This is a genomic window from Pantoea cypripedii (genome assembly GCF_011395035.1).
Classification (GTDB): Bacteria; Pseudomonadota; Gammaproteobacteria; order Enterobacterales; family Enterobacteriaceae; genus Pantoea; species Pantoea cypripedii_A.
Map to the genome: position 1 here is coordinate 2,333,795 of NZ_CP024768.1, position 17,822 is coordinate 2,351,616.

General features: G+C 53.1%; 14 protein-coding genes. 9 read left to right on the forward strand and 5 right to left on the reverse strand.

Going from position 1 to position 17,822, the window contains the following annotated elements; translation table 11 throughout:
- Positions 1-25: 25 nt before the first annotated feature.
- On the reverse strand, positions 26-307 hold the full coding sequence (locus tag CUN67_RS10885; RefSeq protein ID WP_084875222.1) for a YeaC family protein: 282 nt from the start codon (positions 305-307) through the stop codon (positions 26-28).
- 2 nt (positions 308-309) lie between these two features.
- Positions 310-720: a peptide-methionine (R)-S-oxide reductase MsrB gene (gene msrB, locus CUN67_RS10890; protein ID WP_208715317.1), complete on the reverse strand. Its 411-nt coding sequence runs from the start codon at positions 718-720 to the stop codon at positions 310-312.
- Positions 721-1,059: 339 nt separating this feature from the next.
- On the opposite strand from msrB, the gene gapA reads away from it, so the two are divergent.
- The gene (gapA, locus tag CUN67_RS10895; protein ID WP_208715318.1) at positions 1,060-2,058 is read left to right on the forward strand and encodes a glyceraldehyde-3-phosphate dehydrogenase; all 999 of its coding nucleotides are present in this window, start codon (positions 1,060-1,062) and stop codon (positions 2,056-2,058) included.
- A 73-nt stretch (positions 2,059-2,131) separates the two neighbouring features.
- Positions 2,132-3,007: a D-hexose-6-phosphate mutarotase gene (locus tag CUN67_RS10900; RefSeq protein ID WP_208715319.1), complete on the forward strand. Its 876-nt coding sequence runs from the start codon at positions 2,132-2,134 to the stop codon at positions 3,005-3,007.
- Between the two features lie 22 nt (positions 3,008-3,029).
- On the opposite strand, the gene CUN67_RS10905 is transcribed toward CUN67_RS10900, so the two are convergent.
- A complete protein-coding gene (locus CUN67_RS10905; RefSeq protein WP_208715320.1) occupies positions 3,030-3,881 on the reverse strand; it encodes an aldo/keto reductase in 852 nt (283 codons plus the stop codon).
- Between the two features lie 774 nt (positions 3,882-4,655).
- Between CUN67_RS10905 and yeaG the strand changes: the two genes are divergently transcribed.
- The 6 genes from yeaG to CUN67_RS10935 all read left to right on the forward strand — a co-directional run bounded on the left by yeaG (position 4,656) and on the right by CUN67_RS10935 (position 13,391).
- Positions 4,656-6,590, forward strand: a complete 1,935-nt coding sequence (yeaG, locus tag CUN67_RS10910; RefSeq protein WP_084875236.1) for a protein kinase YeaG — start codon at positions 4,656-4,658, stop codon at positions 6,588-6,590.
- Positions 6,591-6,680: 90 nt separating this feature from the next.
- Positions 6,681-7,958 carry a YeaH/YhbH family protein gene (locus tag CUN67_RS10915; RefSeq protein WP_208715321.1) on the forward strand — a complete coding sequence of 426 codons (1,278 nt, stop codon included), beginning with the start codon at positions 6,681-6,683 and terminating at the stop codon, positions 7,956-7,958.
- A 230-nt stretch (positions 7,959-8,188) separates the two neighbouring features.
- Positions 8,189-9,916 carry a potassium/proton antiporter gene (locus tag CUN67_RS10920; RefSeq protein WP_208715322.1) on the forward strand — a complete coding sequence of 576 codons (1,728 nt, stop codon included), beginning with the start codon at positions 8,189-8,191 and terminating at the stop codon, positions 9,914-9,916.
- Positions 9,917-9,993: 77 nt separating this feature from the next.
- The gene (locus CUN67_RS10925) at positions 9,994-10,227 is read left to right on the forward strand and encodes a DUF1480 family protein (protein WP_084875241.1); all 234 of its coding nucleotides are present in this window, start codon (positions 9,994-9,996) and stop codon (positions 10,225-10,227) included.
- 381 nt (positions 10,228-10,608) lie between these two features.
- Positions 10,609-12,075 (forward strand): undecaprenyl-phosphate galactose phosphotransferase WbaP, encoded by a 1,467-nt coding sequence (wbaP, locus tag CUN67_RS10930; RefSeq protein WP_208715323.1) that lies wholly within the window; start codon positions 10,609-10,611, stop codon positions 12,073-12,075.
- 122 nt (positions 12,076-12,197) lie between these two features.
- Positions 12,198-13,391 (forward strand): multidrug effflux MFS transporter, encoded by a 1,194-nt coding sequence (locus CUN67_RS10935; RefSeq protein ID WP_208715324.1) that lies wholly within the window; start codon positions 12,198-12,200, stop codon positions 13,389-13,391.
- On the opposite strand, the gene dadX is transcribed toward CUN67_RS10935, so the two are convergent.
- On the reverse strand, positions 13,384-14,454 hold the full coding sequence (dadX, locus tag CUN67_RS10940; protein ID WP_208715325.1) for a catabolic alanine racemase DadX: 1,071 nt from the start codon (positions 14,452-14,454) through the stop codon (positions 13,384-13,386). The two genes, CUN67_RS10935 and dadX, sit on opposite strands and share 8 nt — an antisense overlap.
- A 21-nt stretch (positions 14,455-14,475) precedes the next feature.
- Positions 14,476-15,777, reverse strand: a complete 1,302-nt coding sequence (locus CUN67_RS10945; RefSeq protein ID WP_208715326.1) for a D-amino acid dehydrogenase — start codon at positions 15,775-15,777, stop codon at positions 14,476-14,478.
- Between the two features lie 505 nt (positions 15,778-16,282).
- Between CUN67_RS10945 and CUN67_RS10950 the strand changes: the two genes are divergently transcribed.
- Positions 16,283-17,818, forward strand: a complete 1,536-nt coding sequence (locus CUN67_RS10950) for a SpoVR family protein (protein WP_208715327.1) — start codon at positions 16,283-16,285, stop codon at positions 17,816-17,818.
- Positions 17,819-17,822 lie beyond the last annotated feature (4 nt).

Consider the following 17,822-nt stretch of genomic DNA (forward strand, 5'->3'; position numbering starts at 1 on the left):
GCTGGTGTCACCAGCCCTTCAGTAATCAGTGCAGGTTGATACGGGTTACGTCGGTCTCGATGCCGAACTCTTCCTTCAGCTCTTTCTTCGACTTCATCACCATCTCACCATCTTTGCCAATCGTCATATGCTGCGGCGCATCGTTGTGACGCGCCTGCCACAACATCACCAGCTGCAGGCAGTTTTCACGCTGCTCCGGGGTCAGTGCCACACCATCCGGCCACTTACCCGTCTCTACCGCGGTGGCAAGACGCTGGTAAACTTCTGGCGTCATCGCCGCCAGCATCGCTTCCAGTTCCTGTTTCATGCTTACCCCTGCTGTTGCTTGCCCTGCTCATCAGTGAAGCTGAGCGAAGCGGAGTTAACGCAATAGCGTTCGCCAGTTGGCTGTGGTCCATCCGGGAACACATGCCCCAGATGTGCATCACAATTACCGCAGCGGATTTCGACGCGGTGCATGCCGTGGGTATCATCTTCGAGGTAATGAATCGCGTCATCGCTGACTGGCTGGTAGAAGCTCGGCCAGCCACAGCCAGAGTCATATTTGCTCTCGGAAAGGAACAGCGGCGCGTTACACACCAGGCAGTGGTAGATGCCCTCCTGCTTGTTATGCAAAAGGGCACCGGTAAAAGGAGGTTCCGTTCCGCGATGCTGGGTGACATAGCGTTGCATTTCGGACAGCTGCGCGATTTTTTCCGCAGGTGCGGTGTCTTTAGCCATTTTAGGATTCCGGGATGTCATTCTGAAAAAATCGACTAGTATTCTAACAAACGAATAACATCATCCGGGTCTTTTTTCGTGCGAACGCATCCGTCTCGCAGAGCACAGCACGAATTTGTGATGCCGATCACCCTTTACAATACACATCCCTTTATAGTCGGCGATCGGCAGATCTGGCTCTGGAATAATTGCCGTTGCGCAAGCGATTGCGCAACGAATAATTCCTGTCAGTGGAATTGACCTGTCGCAACAATTGACACGATTCCGCTTGACGCCTGGTAAGGTTTTTGTAATTTTACAGCCAACCTTTTATTCACTAACAAATAGCTGGTGGAATATATGACTATCAAAGTAGGTATCAACGGTTTTGGCCGTATCGGTCGCATCGTTTTCCGTGCTGCGCAGCAGCGTTCTGACATCGAAATCGTCGCGATCAACGACCTGCTGGACGCCGATTACATGGCTTACATGCTCAAGTATGACTCTACGCATGGTCGTTTCGACGGCACCGTAGAAGTTAAAGACGGCGCGCTGATTGTTAACGGTAAAAAAATCCGTGTTACCTCTGAGAAAGACCCGGCTAACCTGAAATGGGACGAAGTGGGTGTTGACGTGGTTGCTGAAGCAACCGGTATCTTCCTGACCGACGAAACCGCACGTAAACACATCGCAGCTGGCGCGAAGAAAGTGGTTCTGACTGGCCCATCTAAAGATGACACCCCGATGTTTGTTCGCGGTGCTAACTTCGAGAAATACGCTGGCCAGGACATCGTTTCTAATGCATCCTGCACCACCAACTGCCTGGCTCCGCTGGCAAAAGTGATCAACGACAAATTCGGTATCGTTGAAGGTCTGATGACCACCGTTCACGCGACCACCGCTACCCAGAAAACCGTTGACGGCCCGTCTCACAAAGACTGGCGCGGCGGCCGTGGTGCTTCTCAGAACATCATCCCGTCTTCTACCGGTGCGGCTAAAGCCGTAGGTAAAGTTCTGCCAGAACTGAACGGTAAACTGACCGGTATGGCGTTCCGCGTTCCGACTCCGAACGTCTCTGTTGTTGACCTGACCGTTCGTCTGGAAAAAGCAGCCTCTTACAAAGAAATTTGTGCAGCAATCAAAGCCGCTGCTGAAGGCGAAATGAAAGACGTGCTGGGTTATGTTGAAGACGACGTGGTATCAACTGACTTCAACGGCGAAGTGCTGACTTCAGTATTCGATGCTAAAGCGGGTATCGCGCTGAATGACAACTTTGTGAAACTGGTTTCCTGGTATGATAACGAAACTGGTTACTCCAACAAGGTTCTCGACCTGATTGCTCTGGTTGCTGCTAAGTAAGACAGCCAGTGAAATGAACAAGGGGCGACTTAGGTCGCCCTTTTTTTTGGCTAGCTAAAGAGAAGGTCTTTGTATGCAAGAGTCGCTTTTTTCGCTACCCGTGGTGGCGCAGATCACGCCTTATCTGTCACAACGTCAGATTGGTGATTTACCCGTCATCATCGTTAACCATCCCCGTGTCCGTGCAGCCATTACCCTGCAGGGTGCCCATCTGCTCGCCTGGCAACCCAGCGGCCAACAACCGGTTCTGTGGCTGAGTGACAAAACACCCTTTGCTGAAGGGAAAGCTATCCGCGGCGGCGTACCGATTTGCTGGCCATGGTTTGGCCCGGCGGGTGAACCGGCACACGGCTTTGCCCGTAATCTGCCCTGGACGTTGTCAGCCCATGATGAGAATGAAGAAGGCGTCATTCTGACCTTCGCACTGGAAAGTAACGCACAAACCAAAAAGTTCTGGCCGCACGATTTCACCCTGTTCGCTCGTTTCCGTATCGAATCCCATTGCGAGATCGAACTGGAAGCACACGGCGATTTTTCCGCCACCGCAGCGCTCCACAGCTATTTCCAGATCGCCGATATCGCCCAGACCGAGGTGAGCGGCCTGGGTAACCGTTTTATCGATAAAGTGGACAGCAGCGCATCCGGTGAATCCAATGGCCGTCAGACTTATCCTGGCCGCATTGATCGCGTGTTTACCACGCCCGATGATTGCAGCGTGATCCATGATAAAGGTGGCAACCGGCTTATCGAGGTTTACCACCACTATCAAAGTGACGTTGTCACTTGGAATCCAGGACCAGAACTGTCATGCAGCATGGCGGATATGGCCAACGACGGTTATAAAACCATGGTTTGCGTGGAAACCGCGCGTATTAGTCAGCCGTTAGTGAGTGCCGGTGAATCCCCTGCCCGCCTCGCCACCACCTTCCGGTTGCGCAGCAAAGCCTGATAAAAGCGGCGTGAATGCGCCGCTATACCACATCCAGCGGCAGCTTACCCTGCGGCGGCGGAAAAGCCTGGTTCAGCAACGCCAGTTCTTCCCCGCTTAACACCACGTCCAGCGCTGCCGCATTTTCCCGCACATGAGCCACACTGCTGGCTTTCGGAATGGCTATCACCCCGTCTTTACGAATCACCCATGCCAGCAGCAATTGCGCTACGCTAATGCCCTGCTGTTGTGCAACCTGCTGCACGCGCGCATCGCTGAACAGTGACTGGCGCAGACGCCCCGCCTGGGCTAATGGGCAGTAAGCCATAATCGGGACATCGCGCTGCTGACATTCCGGCAGCAAATCATATTCGATCCCCCGCGAGGCGAGATGGTAGAGCACCTGATTGGTCAGGCAGGCGCTACCGCCGGGTTCTCCCCACAGCTCCTGCATATCGTCAGTATCAAAATTTGAGACTCCCCAGTGGCGGATTTTTCCCTGCCGTTGCAGGGTTTCCATCGCACGGATGGTTTCCTCCAGCGGGATGTTGCCGCGCCAGTGCAGCAAATAAAGATCGAGATAATCGGTCTGTAAACGGCGCAAACTGCGCTCACAGGCATCAATAGCATCCACTTCACCCGCATTCCACGGATAGACCTTTGATACCAGCCAGGCCTGATCCCGCCGCCCCTGTAACGCCTCACCCACGACAATTTCCGCACCGCCCTCAGCATACATCTCAGCGGTATCAATCAGCCGCAGTCCGCAGTCCAGACCAGCCTGAAGCGCAGCCACTTCCTGCTGGTGTGTTGCCGGGTTTTCCCCCATATACCAGGTACCCTGACCGATCGCCGGCAGTGGTGATTCTCCTTGAAACTGAATTGTTCTGGTCACAAAGCCTCCGGATGCACCAAATGTGATCCCATAAATGGTGCATGGCAGCAAAAAAGCACCATTCCAGGGCAATACTTCAAAACCAACAGAAAATAGAGCAACGTAACGTTGTCTGACACTGCGGCTGACAGGTGGCAGAGGGTGTTCCCGCGTGCGAAACACACATCGCTGATCCGAGCCGGGAACCGCCTCTCATCCTGACATTATTCCCATCCGCACCGGCAAAAAACGGTCCTGTCCACCACCTTAAGGTGATTTGGCATAAATAACAAAGGTGCCAGAAGATAAGGATTCAACATGGGTGCTGAAGGCCGCAAAATATCAGGGTTCAGGCACAGCAAGCACTTTAAGTTTGAAATAGTTCACAATTTATTCAGTCTATTAATATAACAATCACACGCAGAGTCTAACCAAATTCTGCCAATGGTTTAACGTTTAATGAGGGTGCTTCTCAATCGCAGCAGAATTGTCTCAAATCGACGATACCGGCCCGAAATGAGGTCCTGACTTTCCATAGCTTATGAGACTTTGTTATTGATATATCGCTAAATAAGGAGAAAAGACGGAGGAAATTTCTTAAATGCCTTCTACAGTTAAAAGTAAGACGAGACTTTTTGTACGAGCAGAGTAACCATAAGAATTGTGTATCCCGATAAAAAATCGTCAGGTTGGCATAAGGGTTGCTGTACTCAATAGAGAATATCTTCCGGGAGCTGCAAGAGCATCTTATTACGCTCCTTTACCTGTGCTAAAAACGAAAGGACGGGCATCGCTATGAATATATTCGATCACTATCGTCAGCGTTATGAAGCTGCCAAGGACGAAGAGTTCACACTGCAGGAATTCCTCGCCATCTGTAAGCAGGATCGCAGTGCATACGCCAACGCTGCAGAGCGACTGTTGATGGCCATTGGTGAGCCAGTGATGGTTGACACTGCTCAGGAGCCACGCCTTTCCAGAATATTCTCGAATCGCGTCATGGGACGCTATCCTGCGTTTGAAGAGTTCTACGGCATGGAAGAAGCGATTGAACAGATCGTCTCTTACCTGAAACATGCTGCGCAGGGGCTGGAGGAGAAGAAACAGATCCTTTACCTGTTGGGTCCGGTGGGTGGCGGTAAATCTTCCCTGGCTGAACGCCTTAAATCGCTGATGCAACGCGTACCAATTTACGTGCTCAGCGCCGATGGCGAACGCAGCCCGGTGAATGATCATCCGCTGTGCCTGTTCAACCCACAAGAAGACGCCAACATCCTCGAAAAAGAGTATGGCGTACCGCGGCGGTATCTCGGCACCATCATGTCTCCGTGGGCGGCGAAACGCCTGCACGATTTTGGCGGCGATATCACCCGCTTTAAAGTGGTGAAAGTCTGGCCGTCTATTCTGGAACAGCTGGCGATTGCCAAAACTGAACCGGGGGATGAAAACAACCAGGACATCTCCGCGCTGGTGGGTAAAGTGGATATCCGTAAACTGGAGAACCACGCTCAGAACGATCCTGATGCATACGGTTACTCCGGCGCACTGTGCCGTGCCAACCAGGGCATCATGGAGTTTGTTGAGATGTTCAAAGCACCGATTAAAGTGCTGCATCCACTGCTGACCGCCACCCAGGAAGGTAACTACAACGGTACTGAGGGTATCTCCGCACTGCCGTTTAACGGCATCATTCTGGCGCACTCCAACGAATCAGAATGGGTCACCTTCCGTAACAACAAAAACAATGAAGCGTTCCTTGACCGTGTGTACATTGTCAAAGTGCCTTACTGCCTGCGTGTTTCCGAAGAGATTAAAATCTACGAGAAACTGCTGAACCACAGTGAGCTGGCCACCGCACCTTGTGCGCCGGGCACCCTGGAGACCTTAGCGCGATTCTCCATCCTTTCGCGCCTGAAAGACCCGGAAAACTCCAGCATCTACTCTAAAATGCGCGTTTACGATGGTGAAACGCTGAAAGATACTGACCCGAAAGCCAAGTCATGGCAGGAGTATCACGACTACGCTGGCGTGGATGAAGGGATGAACGGCCTCTCTACCCGTTTTGCCTTTAAAATCCTGTCACGCGTGTTCAACTTTGACCATGCCGAGGTGGCGGCTAACCCGGTGCACCTGTTCTATGTGCTGGAGCAGCAAATTGAACGTGAGCAGTTCCCGCAGGAGCAGGCGGAGAAATACCTGGAGCACCTGAAAGGCTACCTGATTCCGAAGTACGCCGAGTTTATTGGCAAAGAGATTCAGACTGCTTACCTTGAGTCTTACTCGGAATATGGTCAGAACATTTTTGATCGTTATGTCACCTACGCCGATTTCTGGATTCAGGACCAGGAGTACCGCGACCCAGATACCGGACAATTGTTTGATCGTGAATCACTGAACGCCGAGCTGGAAAAAATCGAGAAACCTGCCGGGATCAGCAACCCGAAAGATTTCCGTAACGAGATTGTCAACTTTGTGCTGCGCGCCCGTGCGCAGAACAGCGGCCGCAATCCGAACTGGACCAGCTACGAAAAACTGCGCACGGTTATCGAGAAGAAAATGTTCTCGAATACCGAAGAGTTGCTGCCGGTGATTTCGTTCAATACGAAAACCTCAACGGACGAACAGAAAAAACATGATGATTTTGTCGATCGCATGATGGAGAAAGGCTATACCCGCAAACAGGTGCGCCTGCTGTGCGAATGGTATCTGCGTGTGCGTAAATCGTCATAATTCGGTTTGTAAGCTAAACGGCGCCGGTGCGCCGGAAGAGGAAGGTCGGGCTTGCCCGACCTGGCTTGCACTGTAGTTTGGGGGAACTTTATGGCCTATTTCATCGATCGGCGTCTGAACGGCAAGAATAAAAGCGCAGTCAACCGACAGCGCTTTCTGCGCCGTTACAAGTCGCAAATCAAGCAGTCGATCTCCGAGGCCATCAACAAGCGTTCGGTTACCGACGTGGAAAGCGGTGAGTCCGTCTCCATTCCGATTGACGATATCAACGAACCGATTTTCCATCAGGGCCGGGGCGGCAGCCGCCATCGGGTCCATCCCGGTAACGATCATTTTGTCCAGAATGACCGCGTCGAGCGCCCGCAGGGTGGTGGTGGCGGGGGCGGAGCCGGTCAGGGCAATGCCAGTCAGGATGGTGAAGGCCAGGATGAGTTCGTCTTCCAGATTTCGAAAGATGAATATCTTGACTTACTGTTTGAAGATCTTGCGCTACCTAACCTGCGTAAGAATCAACATCGCCAGTTGAACGAATACAAAACCCATCGGGCAGGTTTCACTTCCAATGGGGTCCCCGCCAATATTAGCGTGGTGCGTTCGTTGCAGAATTCGCTGGCGCGTCGTACCGCCATGACGGCGGGCAAACGCCGTATGTTGCATGAACTGGAAGCCACGCTGAACGAGGTGGAAAAAACCGAACCTGCGCAGCTGCTGGAAGAGGAACGGCTGCGGAAAGAGATCGCGGAGTTGCGTGCGCGTATTGAACGCGTGCCATTTATCGACACCTTCGATCTGCGTTATAAAAATTTCGAGAAGCGTCCCGAGCCTTCCAGCCAGGCAGTGATGTTCTGTCTGATGGACGTTTCCGGCTCAATGGACCAGGCCACCAAAGACATGGCGAAGCGTTTTTACATTCTGCTCTATCTGTTCCTGAGCCGAACCTATAAAAACGTCGACGTGGTGTATATCCGCCATCACACCCAGGCAAAAGAAGTGGATGAACAGGAGTTTTTCTACTCGCAGGAGACCGGCGGCACTATCGTCTCCAGCGCCCTGAAGTTGATGGACGAGGTCGTGAAAGAACGTTACGACCCGTCACAATGGAATATTTATGCTGCACAGGCCTCGGATGGCGATAACTGGGCCGATGACTCGCCGTTATGCCATGAGATTCTGGCGAAGAACATTCTGCCGGTGGTGCGTTATTACAGTTATATCGAGATCACCCGTCGCGCCCATCAAACCCTGTGGCGTGAGTATGAACATTTACAGGCGATGTTCGATAACTTCGCGATTCAGCACATCCGCGAGCCGGAAGATATTTACCCGGTATTTAGAGAACTTTTCCACAAGCAGGTTGCAGAAGCCTGATAAGCATAGCCGGTCACTGACCGGCTTTTTCTTTCCCGCAACCCGCAGATTCCCGCCAGACAAGGCAGATTTTGCCGACAAATTTAACTACAGATGCCCCAACACCTGCCGATATTAAAAAATGTGTAATTTTGCGCTGACAAGCTATTGATAAGGCATTATCTTTTGTCATCATCCGTGTGAAACTTACGCACACCATCTGATTTGCCACCCGTCGCAGGAGAATGCCGTTGAATGCCAGCATGGTTTACAGTTTGTTCATTATTGGTTCAGTGCTGGTAGCGGCAAGTATTCTGCTTAGCTCCTTTTCATCCCGTCTCGGTATCCCGATCCTGGTGATCTTCCTGGCGCTGGGGATGCTGACCGGGGTCGATGGTATCGGCGGTATCGCCTTTGATAACTATCCGGTCGCCTATCTGGTTTCAAACCTGGCGCTGGCGATCATCCTGCTGGACGGCGGGATGCGTACCAAAGCCAGCTCGTTTAAGGTGGCACTGGGGCCAGCGCTGTCGCTGGCAACGGTTGGGGTGATGATAACTGCCGGTCTGACCGGACTGGCCGCTGCCTGGCTGTTCCATCTCGATTTGATGCAGGGTTTTCTGATTGGTGCCATTATCGGCTCCACCGACGCCGCCGCGGTCTTCTCCCTGCTGGGCGATAAGGGCCTCAACGAACGCGTCAGCGCCACTCTTGAGATCGAATCAGGCAGCAATGACCCCATGGCGGTGTTTCTGACCATCACCCTGATCGACATGATTCAGCAAGGGCAAAGTGGCCTGAGCTGGATGTTTGTCGTACATCTGGTGCAGCAGTTTGGTCTGGGAATTGTGCTGGGGCTGGGGGGCGGCTGGGCACTGCAACAGCTGATTAATCGCATCAATCTGGCGCAGGGACTGTATCCGCTGCTGGCATTGAGCGGCGGTATCATTGTGTTCGCGCTGACCACGGTGATGGAAGGCAGCGGTATTCTGGCGGTCTATCTGTGTGGCTTCCTGCTGGGCAACAGCCCGATTCGCAACCGCCATGGTATTTTGCAAACCTTCGATGGTATGGCGTGGCTGAGCCAGATTGGCATGTTTATCGTGCTGGGGCTGCTGGTTACGCCGTCGGATCTCTGGCATATCGCCATTCCGGCGATGCTGTTGTCATTGTGGCTGATTCTGGTGGCACGTCCGCTGTCGATTCTGGTGGGATTATTACCGTTTAAAGGTTTTACCGGTCGCGAACGTATTTTTATCAGTTGGGTCGGGCTGCGCGGCGCTGTTCCGATTATCCTCGCGGTGTTTCCGATGATGGCCGGGCTGGAGAACTCCTCGCTGTATTTCAACATCGCCTTCTTTGTGGTGCTGGTGTCCCTGATGCTTCAGGGCACCTCACTGGGCTTCGCGGCGCGGAAAGCCAAAGTGGTGGTCCCGCCAACCGCTTCCCCTATTAGCCGCGTCGGGCTGGATATTCATCCGGAAAACCCGTGGGAACAATTTGTCTATCAACTCAGCGCCGATAAATGGTGTATCGGTGCCGCGCTGCGTGACTTGCAGATGCCGCGTGAAACCCGTATCGCCGCACTGTTCCGTGACAATGTATTGATGCATCCCACTGGCAGTACGCGTCTCAAAGAGGGAGACGTGCTGTGCGTGATTGGTCGCGAGCGCGATCTGCCCGCCCTCGGTAAAATGTTCAGTCAGTCGCCGCCGGTGGCGCTCGACCAGCGCTTCTTTGGTGACTTCATTCTGGATGCCGATGCACGCCTGCGTGATGTTGCTCAGATTTACGGGCTGGACCTCGATGAAGAAACCAATGATCAGCAGTCCCTCGGCCAGTTGGTGATGTCCCTGCTGGGCAGCACACCGGTGGTCGGTGACCATGTTGAATGGAACCAACTGACCTGGACAGTGGCAGAAAAAGAAGACAATCATATCCTGAAGATTGGCGTCCGCCCGACGGAAGAGAAGGAATAATCCGAGGCCAGAGCACTCGTAAACCGAGCCAAAACGACTATGATCACAGTTCCACCCAGTGCAAACGGGAGATTACTATGGGACATGTGGTTAAGATTGGTCGTTACGAGATCATTGATGCGGAACTGAACGCCGAGAAACTCGACACCGTCAGTATCCCCTGCCTGACTAACCCCGGCCTAAGCTATCAGCTCGACGGCTGGGATCATGAAACCAGCGTACCGGCCTGGATCGATGGCGAACCCGTCGATCTGGAGATTGGTCACTACGATAAGCAACAAGACCGTTGGGTACTAAAGAAACCCGCCTGAGTCATTTTATTTACCGCCATCCGCTGCGAATGGCGGTTATTCCTAAAATCAGTCTTAAAATAAGGCGTTATATAGGATATTTTTTAGATTTTATTACATAGATTCATCATCTTATATCACTTCCGCACCAGGCATTTCTTTCCTTTTCAGACTATTTCCATATTAACTCCGTCAGATAACTCCTGCATAATCTTTATCACCGCTACAGAATTACGTGACAATAATCACGTTTTTAGCGGTCTTTTAAAGCGCAACGCTAATGGCAGCACCGACTCACATTTCGCTGAGAAATCATATCTTTCCCTATTCAGCGATTCACACCTGAACGCGTACTTGATTCTGGTCAGGCCATCTTTTACTGAAGAAAAGAGAGCAGGTTTTATGGCAAGTACATTGGTATTGAACAATGCAGCCCGCTCATGGAGCGGCTTGCGAAAAAATCTTATTGCGAAGGTCGCCCTAAGTATTTCTGATTTAATTGCATTAAATCTGGCACTTTTTTTATCTGCCGCCACCGTCCAGGGTATTTGGGGAGAACTGGACAGCTTTATTCCTCCACAACAGATTGAATATCGTTTTATTGCCCAGTTAGGCCTTTCACTCCTTTGCACTCTCTGGTTTTGGGTGCGCTTACGTCATTACACTTATCGCAAGCCTTTCTGGTTCGAGCTGAAAGAGGTCGTCAAAACCCTGTTCGTCTTCTCATTGCTCGACCTGGCGCTGATCGCCTTCTCGAAATGGGACTTCTCTCGCATGGTATGGGTGTTCAGCTGGAGCTATGCCTTACTGCTGCTGCCACTGATGCGTGCCGGGGTCAAACGCGCTATCAACCGCGCCGGGCAATGGCAAAAAGAGACCATCATCATTGGCTCCGGTAAAAATGCTCTGGAAGCCTATGCGGCCCTGCAAAGTGAAGAGATTCTTGGCTATAACGTGCAGGCGTTTATTGCACTTGAAGACGATAAACGTCCGGAAAGTGTCAATGGCGTACCGGTCATCACCTGGGAAGATATCAACTGGCAAACCATGGACCGCGATAACACCCAATTTATCGTCGCGACAGAGTTTGAACAGCAGGTGGTACGTGATAAGTGGCTGAAGTTTTTATCAAAAATGCAGTGCCGTTCGGTTTCCGTCATTCCAACGCTGCGCGGCGTGCCGCTGTATGGCACCGACATGTCATTTATCTTCAGCCATGAAGTGATGATTCTGCGCGTCAGCAACAATCTGGCTAAACGTTCCTCGCGCTTCCTGAAACGGACCTTTGATATCGTGGTGGCTTCGCTGCTGCTGTTGTTCCTCGCCCCGGTTTTCGCCCTGCTGTGCTGGATGGTGAAACGGGACGGTGGCAATGCCATCTATGGTCATGAGCGTGTCGGTTTTGAAGGCAAAAAGTTTAAATGCCTGAAATTCCGCTCGATGGTGACCAACTCCCAGGAAGTGCTGCAAAACCTGCTCGCCACCAGCGAAGAAGCCCGTGCTGAATGGGATCGTGATTTCAAACTGAAAAATGATCCACGCATCACCAAAATTGGCGGATTCCTGCGTAAAACCAGCCTTGATGAGCTGCCGCAATTGTGGAACGTGATTCGGGGTGAGATGAGTCTGGTGGGGCCACGTCCGGTGATTGAGGCTGAACTGGAGCGTTACGCCGGTGATGTGGATTACTATCTGATGGCTAAACCGGGTATGACCGGGCTATGGCAGGTCAGTGGACGTAATGATATCGACTACGACACCCGCGTCTATTTCGACTCCTGGTACGTGAAAAACTGGGCGCTATGGACAGACATCGCCATTCTGTTCAAAACCGCCGGCGTCGTGCTGCGTCGCGACGGTGCATACTAATACCCTCGACGCGATGTCTGTTGCAGTCTGGCAGACATCGCCTTTTCTTTTTTAACCCCTTTCTTTTTTTTGCCTTAATCATTACCCTTCCCGCTCGATTAACAGGACGTTTCTGGTTCTTCATGCAAAAATTTACCCTGCTGCTACTAAGCCTGGTGCTGCTGGCACCGCTCGGCATTGATCTTTACCTGCCAACGCTACCGCAAATTGCCGAGGGGCTGAACAGCCCGGTCAGTCTGATTCAGACCACGATTCCGCTGTTCCTGCTGGTGATGGGATTGGGTCAGCTGATCACCGGTCCGCTGGTGGATAACTTTGGCCGTAAACCTATCGCCCTGATCGGACTGGCACTGTATATCATTGGCAGCGCGGTCGCTGCGACGGCAACCGTCTGGCCGATGTTCGTGCTGGCGCGTTTGATCCAGGGCTGTGCGGTATGCTGTACGGCGGTGGTGGCTTTCAGCGGTGTGCGCGATCGTCTCAGCGGAGAAGCCGCCGCACGCGCCTACGGTTTTCTGAATGGCGCACTGAATATTGTCCCGGCACTGGCACCGTTGCTGGGGGGATTGCTGGCCGATGCCTTTGGCTGGCGTGCCCCCTTCTGGTTCCTGTGTGTCTACGCGGTGGTGATTACGCTGGTCGTGCTGCTGTGGTTGCCTGAGACACGCCCGGCGAATACCCTGCGCGTTGCCGGACTGCCGCTGGCACAATATCTTGCCATTGCCCGTGAACCGCGTTTTCTCGCTTTTGCCTTTGCCAATGCGGGCGCACTCGGCATGGTGCTGACCTATGTCTCGCTGGCTCCGCATGTATTGATGACGGAAGGGGGACTGACGCCACTCCAGTTCTCCTTTGCCTTTGGTGCCAACGGTTTCTGGATCATGCTGGTCAGTGCTTTTGTCAACAAAACCATCCGTAAAGCCGGACGCCCTTTCTGCCTGGCAATGGGTTTTGTCGCTATGCTGGTCGGCGCGCTGCTGCTGACGGCAGGCATGGCGTTGTTGCCTGCGGCCTGGCAAACCCACTGGGCACTGTACATGATCCCGGTGGCGATCTCGGTTGCTGGCCTGGCGTTCACCGTTGGCCCGGCCACCAGCTATGCGCTGGAACCTTATCAACAGCAGGCTGGCGTCGCTTCTGCGTTACAGGGATTTATTCAGATGGCATGCGGCGCGGGCGGCAGCCTGCTGGTGGTTGCCTTCCCGCTGGCGGAAAAATCCGCGCTGGCGCTGATGATGCTGATTGGTGCAGCGCTGGCACTGATCGCCTGGCGCTGCAGTAGAGGTATGCACGGATCGCTGACTGCGGTTAAATAATTTCCACCGGAACGCGTGGTGCCAGGGCGCACATCAACTCATAGCCCACCGTTCCGGCTGCTTTTGCCACTTCGTCGATTTTCACCTGCTCGCCCCACAGCTCCACTTTCGAACCAATACCCGCCTGCGGACAGGGTTCCAAATCAATCATAATCATATCCATGGAGATGGCACCGAGGGTGCGGGTTCTCACGCCATCGACCGATACCGGCGTACCGGTTGGCGCATGACGCGGGTACCCATCAGCGTAGCCACAGGCCACTACCCCAATGCGCTGCGCAGCTGACGCATGGTAGCGATAGCCATAACCCACCCCATCGCCCGCCTGCAACTGCTGCACACCGATGATTTCACTGGTCAGCGTCATCACCGGTTGCAGCCCGGTACTGGCGATATCCTGCCAGTTGCCACTCGGTGAGGCACCGTACAGCACGATACCAGGACGAACCCAGTCAAAGTGCGCTTCCGGATGCCATAACGTCGCCGCTGAGTTCGACAAAGAACGTGGGCATTGCAGCCCTTCGGCTGCCTGCTCGATGCGTTTCATCGGCTCGATCAGCCCCTGCGGATTTTCCGCATCGGCAAAATGTGCCATCAGCGTCATCTCAGCCACATTGGGCAGTGCGCGCAGAGCCTGCCAGGCCGCATTGACCTGCTCCGGGCGAAAGCCCAGGCGGTTCATGCCGCTGTTCACTTTGACGTAGATATCGACAGGAGCGGAAAGCTGCGCCTGTGTCAGCGCCTGGATTTGCCAGTTACTGTGTACGCTGGTGGTCAGACGATAGCGGTCAATCAGTTGCAGATCCTCAGGATGGAAGAAGCCTTCCAGCAGCAGAATCGGTTTTTTCCAGCCCTGCTCACGCAGCAGGATGGCCTCTTCCATATTCAGCAACGCGAATCCATCGGTCTCGGCCAGGCTTTGCCAGACGCGACGGATACCATGACCGTAGGCATTGGCCTTCACCACCGACCAGACACGCGATGACGGGGCCGCCTGACGAACGACGGCCAGATTATGTCGCAGCGCCTGTTGATTAACGGTGGCGACAATAGGACGTGACATACTCTTGCTCTCCCTGAATGCTCAACGCGCCACGTTAGCATTACGCAGCGGCGAAGTGTTTGGCTCAAAACCCGGCAAATAACGCAACACTGACAAATCGTCAGAAGCAATCGCCGGTTTCTGGCCGGAAATCAGATCGGCCAGCAGCTGGCCGGAACCACAGGCCATGGTCCATCCCAGCGTACCGTGACCGGTGTTGAGATAGAGATTGGAGAGCGGTGTACGCCCAACAATCGGTGTACCGTCCGGCGTCATCGGGCGCAATCCGCTCCAGAAGGTGGCCTGTTCAACATAACCGCCTTCAGGATAGAGATCGCTGACCACCATCTCCAGCGTTTCACGTCGTGCCGGTAACAGTTTGGTGTTAAAACCAACAATTTCCGCCATACCGCCCACGCGGATGCGATCATCAAAACGCGTCACGGCAACTTTATAGGTTTCATCAAGAATGGTGGAAACCGGTGCCGCATCCGGATTTTTAATCGGGATGGTCAGGGAGTAGCCTTTCAGGGGGTAAACCGGGATGGAGACAATATCTTTCAACAGCGCGGTGGAGTACGAGCCAAACGCTACCACGTAGGCATCGGCTTTGATCACCTCATCGCCACACTTCACGCCGTAAATGCGGTTGCCTTCGCGCAGCAGGTGATCAACCTGGGTGTCGAAGCGGAAAGTCACACCGGCAGCCTGCGCCATCTCCGCCAGACGCTGAGTAAACAGCTGGCAATCGCCGGTTTCATCGTTCGGCAGACGTAAACCGCCCGTCAGTTTATGGGCTGTCGCCGCCAGCGCAGGTTCCGCATTGGCCAGCTGATGTGACTCCAGCAACTCATAAGGCACACCCGCTTCTTTCAGCACGGCGATATCTTTACTGGCACTGTCGAACTGCTGCCGGGTACGAAACAGCTGCAACGTGCCCCCCTGACGACCTTCATAAGCAATGCCGGTTGACGCCCGCAGGGCTTTCAGACAATCACGGCTATATTCGGCGATACGGACCATGCGGCTTTTGTTTTCCTGATAATGGCGCATGTCGCAATTACGCAGCATGTTCCACATCCATTCCAGCTGGAAGCGGCTGCCATCGAGGCGGACCGCTAACGGCGCGTGGCGCTGAAACATCCATTTAACCGCTTTCAGGGGTACACCGGGGGCAGCCCAGGGGGCAGCATAGCCGGGCGAGATCTGCCCGGCATTGCCGGCACTGGTTTCCAGTGCCGCACCCGGCTGGCGGTCAATGACGGTAACCTCATGTCCGGCTTGCGCCAGATACCAGGCGCTTGCGACGCCGACCACTCCACTTCCCAGAATCACTACGCGCATAAGACCCTCGCCACCCCAATAAAAGCATAATTGACCACATAATACGCCCGGCACAGCATAACCGGACACCTGATAAATCCTCTCATCTGACAATGACATTTCACATGTTTTTTACCATTCTGGTAACTAAAATCATGGCATCACGGCAAAATCAGGATTTTTTATGCCAAAAAATCATTAATCAGCAATTTATGATGCGCCACCCAGTCATTTTCACTTTTTTCAGGACAAAGCGCCGCAGTCATACAATGCACTTATAAACAGAATTATATTCTGATATTTGGCGCGTTATTGATATTTGGGTTTACGAAATCATCCGCGGGGTTTAATTGAATGATTTTGTGCCAAAAGAATTCGTTTGAGTTCCGGTTTCGGATAAGCGACAGTGGACTATCATTGAAGTGTTCGCTCAGTTTTTTTGGGCTGTCTTTCTCAGGATGAAGCCTTAAACGTTCGTGACAGGTGACATTCCGTTACCTGCCACTCTGCAAAACAGAGGTGCGCTATGACGACAATCTTTGACGAGCCAACCAGGAACAGTAAACGACTCAGTGACGGACCTGACTGGACATTCGAATTGCTCGATGTCTATCTGGCGGAAATTGACCGCGTAGCCAAACTCTATGGGCTCGATACCTACCCGCACCAAATCGAAGTGATCACCTCGGAGCAAATGATGGACGCTTACTCCAGCGTGGGTATGCCCATCAATTACGCCCACTGGTCATTCGGTAAGAAATTCATTGAGACTGAGCAACGTTATAAGCATGGGCAGCAGGGCCTGGCGTATGAGATTGTCATTAACTCCAATCCCTGTATCGCCTATCTGATGGAAGAAAACACCATGACGATGCAGGCGCTGGTAATGGCGCACGCCTGCTATGGTCATAACTCCTTCTTCAAAAATAATTACCTGTTCCGCAGCTGGACGGATGCCAGTTCGATTGTCGATTACCTGCTGTTTGCCCGTAATTACATTACCGACTGCGAAGAACGCTACGGCGTTGAAGAAGTGGAACGGTTGCTGGATTCCTGCCATGCGCTGATGAACTACGGTGTAGACCGTTATAAACGTCCGCAAAAAATCTCCCTGCAGGAAGAGAAAGCCCGGCAGAAAAGTCGTGAAGAATATCTGCAAAGCCAGGTCAATACATTGTGGCGTACCCTGCCCCGCAAAGAGAAGGAGTCCGTGCATATTGAAGCAGCACGCTATCCTTCTGAGCCGCAGGAAAACCTGCTGTATTTTATGGAGAAGAATGCGCCGTTGCTGGAACCGTGGCAGCGTGAAGTCTTGCGCATTGTGCGCAAAGTCAGCCAGTATTTTTATCCGCAGAAACAAACCCAGGTGATGAACGAAGGCTGGGCCACCTTCTGGCATTACACCATCCTCAATCATCTGTATGACGAAGGTAAAGTGTCGGAACGCTTTATGATGGAGTTCCTGCACAGCCATACCAACGTGGTGTTCCAGCCACCTTACAATAGTCCGTGGTACAACGGCATCAACCCCTACGCACTGGGATTCGCCATGTTCCAGGACATCAAACGTATTTGCCAGTCACCGACCGAAGAGGATCGCTATTGGTTCCCGGACATCGCCGGATCCGACTGGCTGAAAACGCTGCATTTCGCGATGCGGGAGTTCAAGGACGAAAGTTTTATCAGCCAGTTCCTGTCGCCGAAGGTGATGCGCGATTTCCGTCTGTTTACCGTGCTGGATGATGATCGCAACAATTATCTGGAGATTGCTGCCATCCACGACGAGGCAGGCTATCGTGCTATTCGCCAGCAGCTGTCTGCGCAATACAACCTGAGCAATCTGGAACCTAATATCCAGGTTTACAACGTTGACCTGCGCGGCGACCGTTCACTGACCCTGCGCTACGTCCCGCAACAGCGTGCACCGCTGGATAAGAGCCGTCGCGAAGTGCTGAAACACGTACATCGCTTGTGGGGCTTTGACGTGATTCTGGAACAACAGAACGAAGACGGCAGTGTTGAGCTGCTGGATCGCAGTCCGGCACGCGGCCCGGCACTGTGAGAAA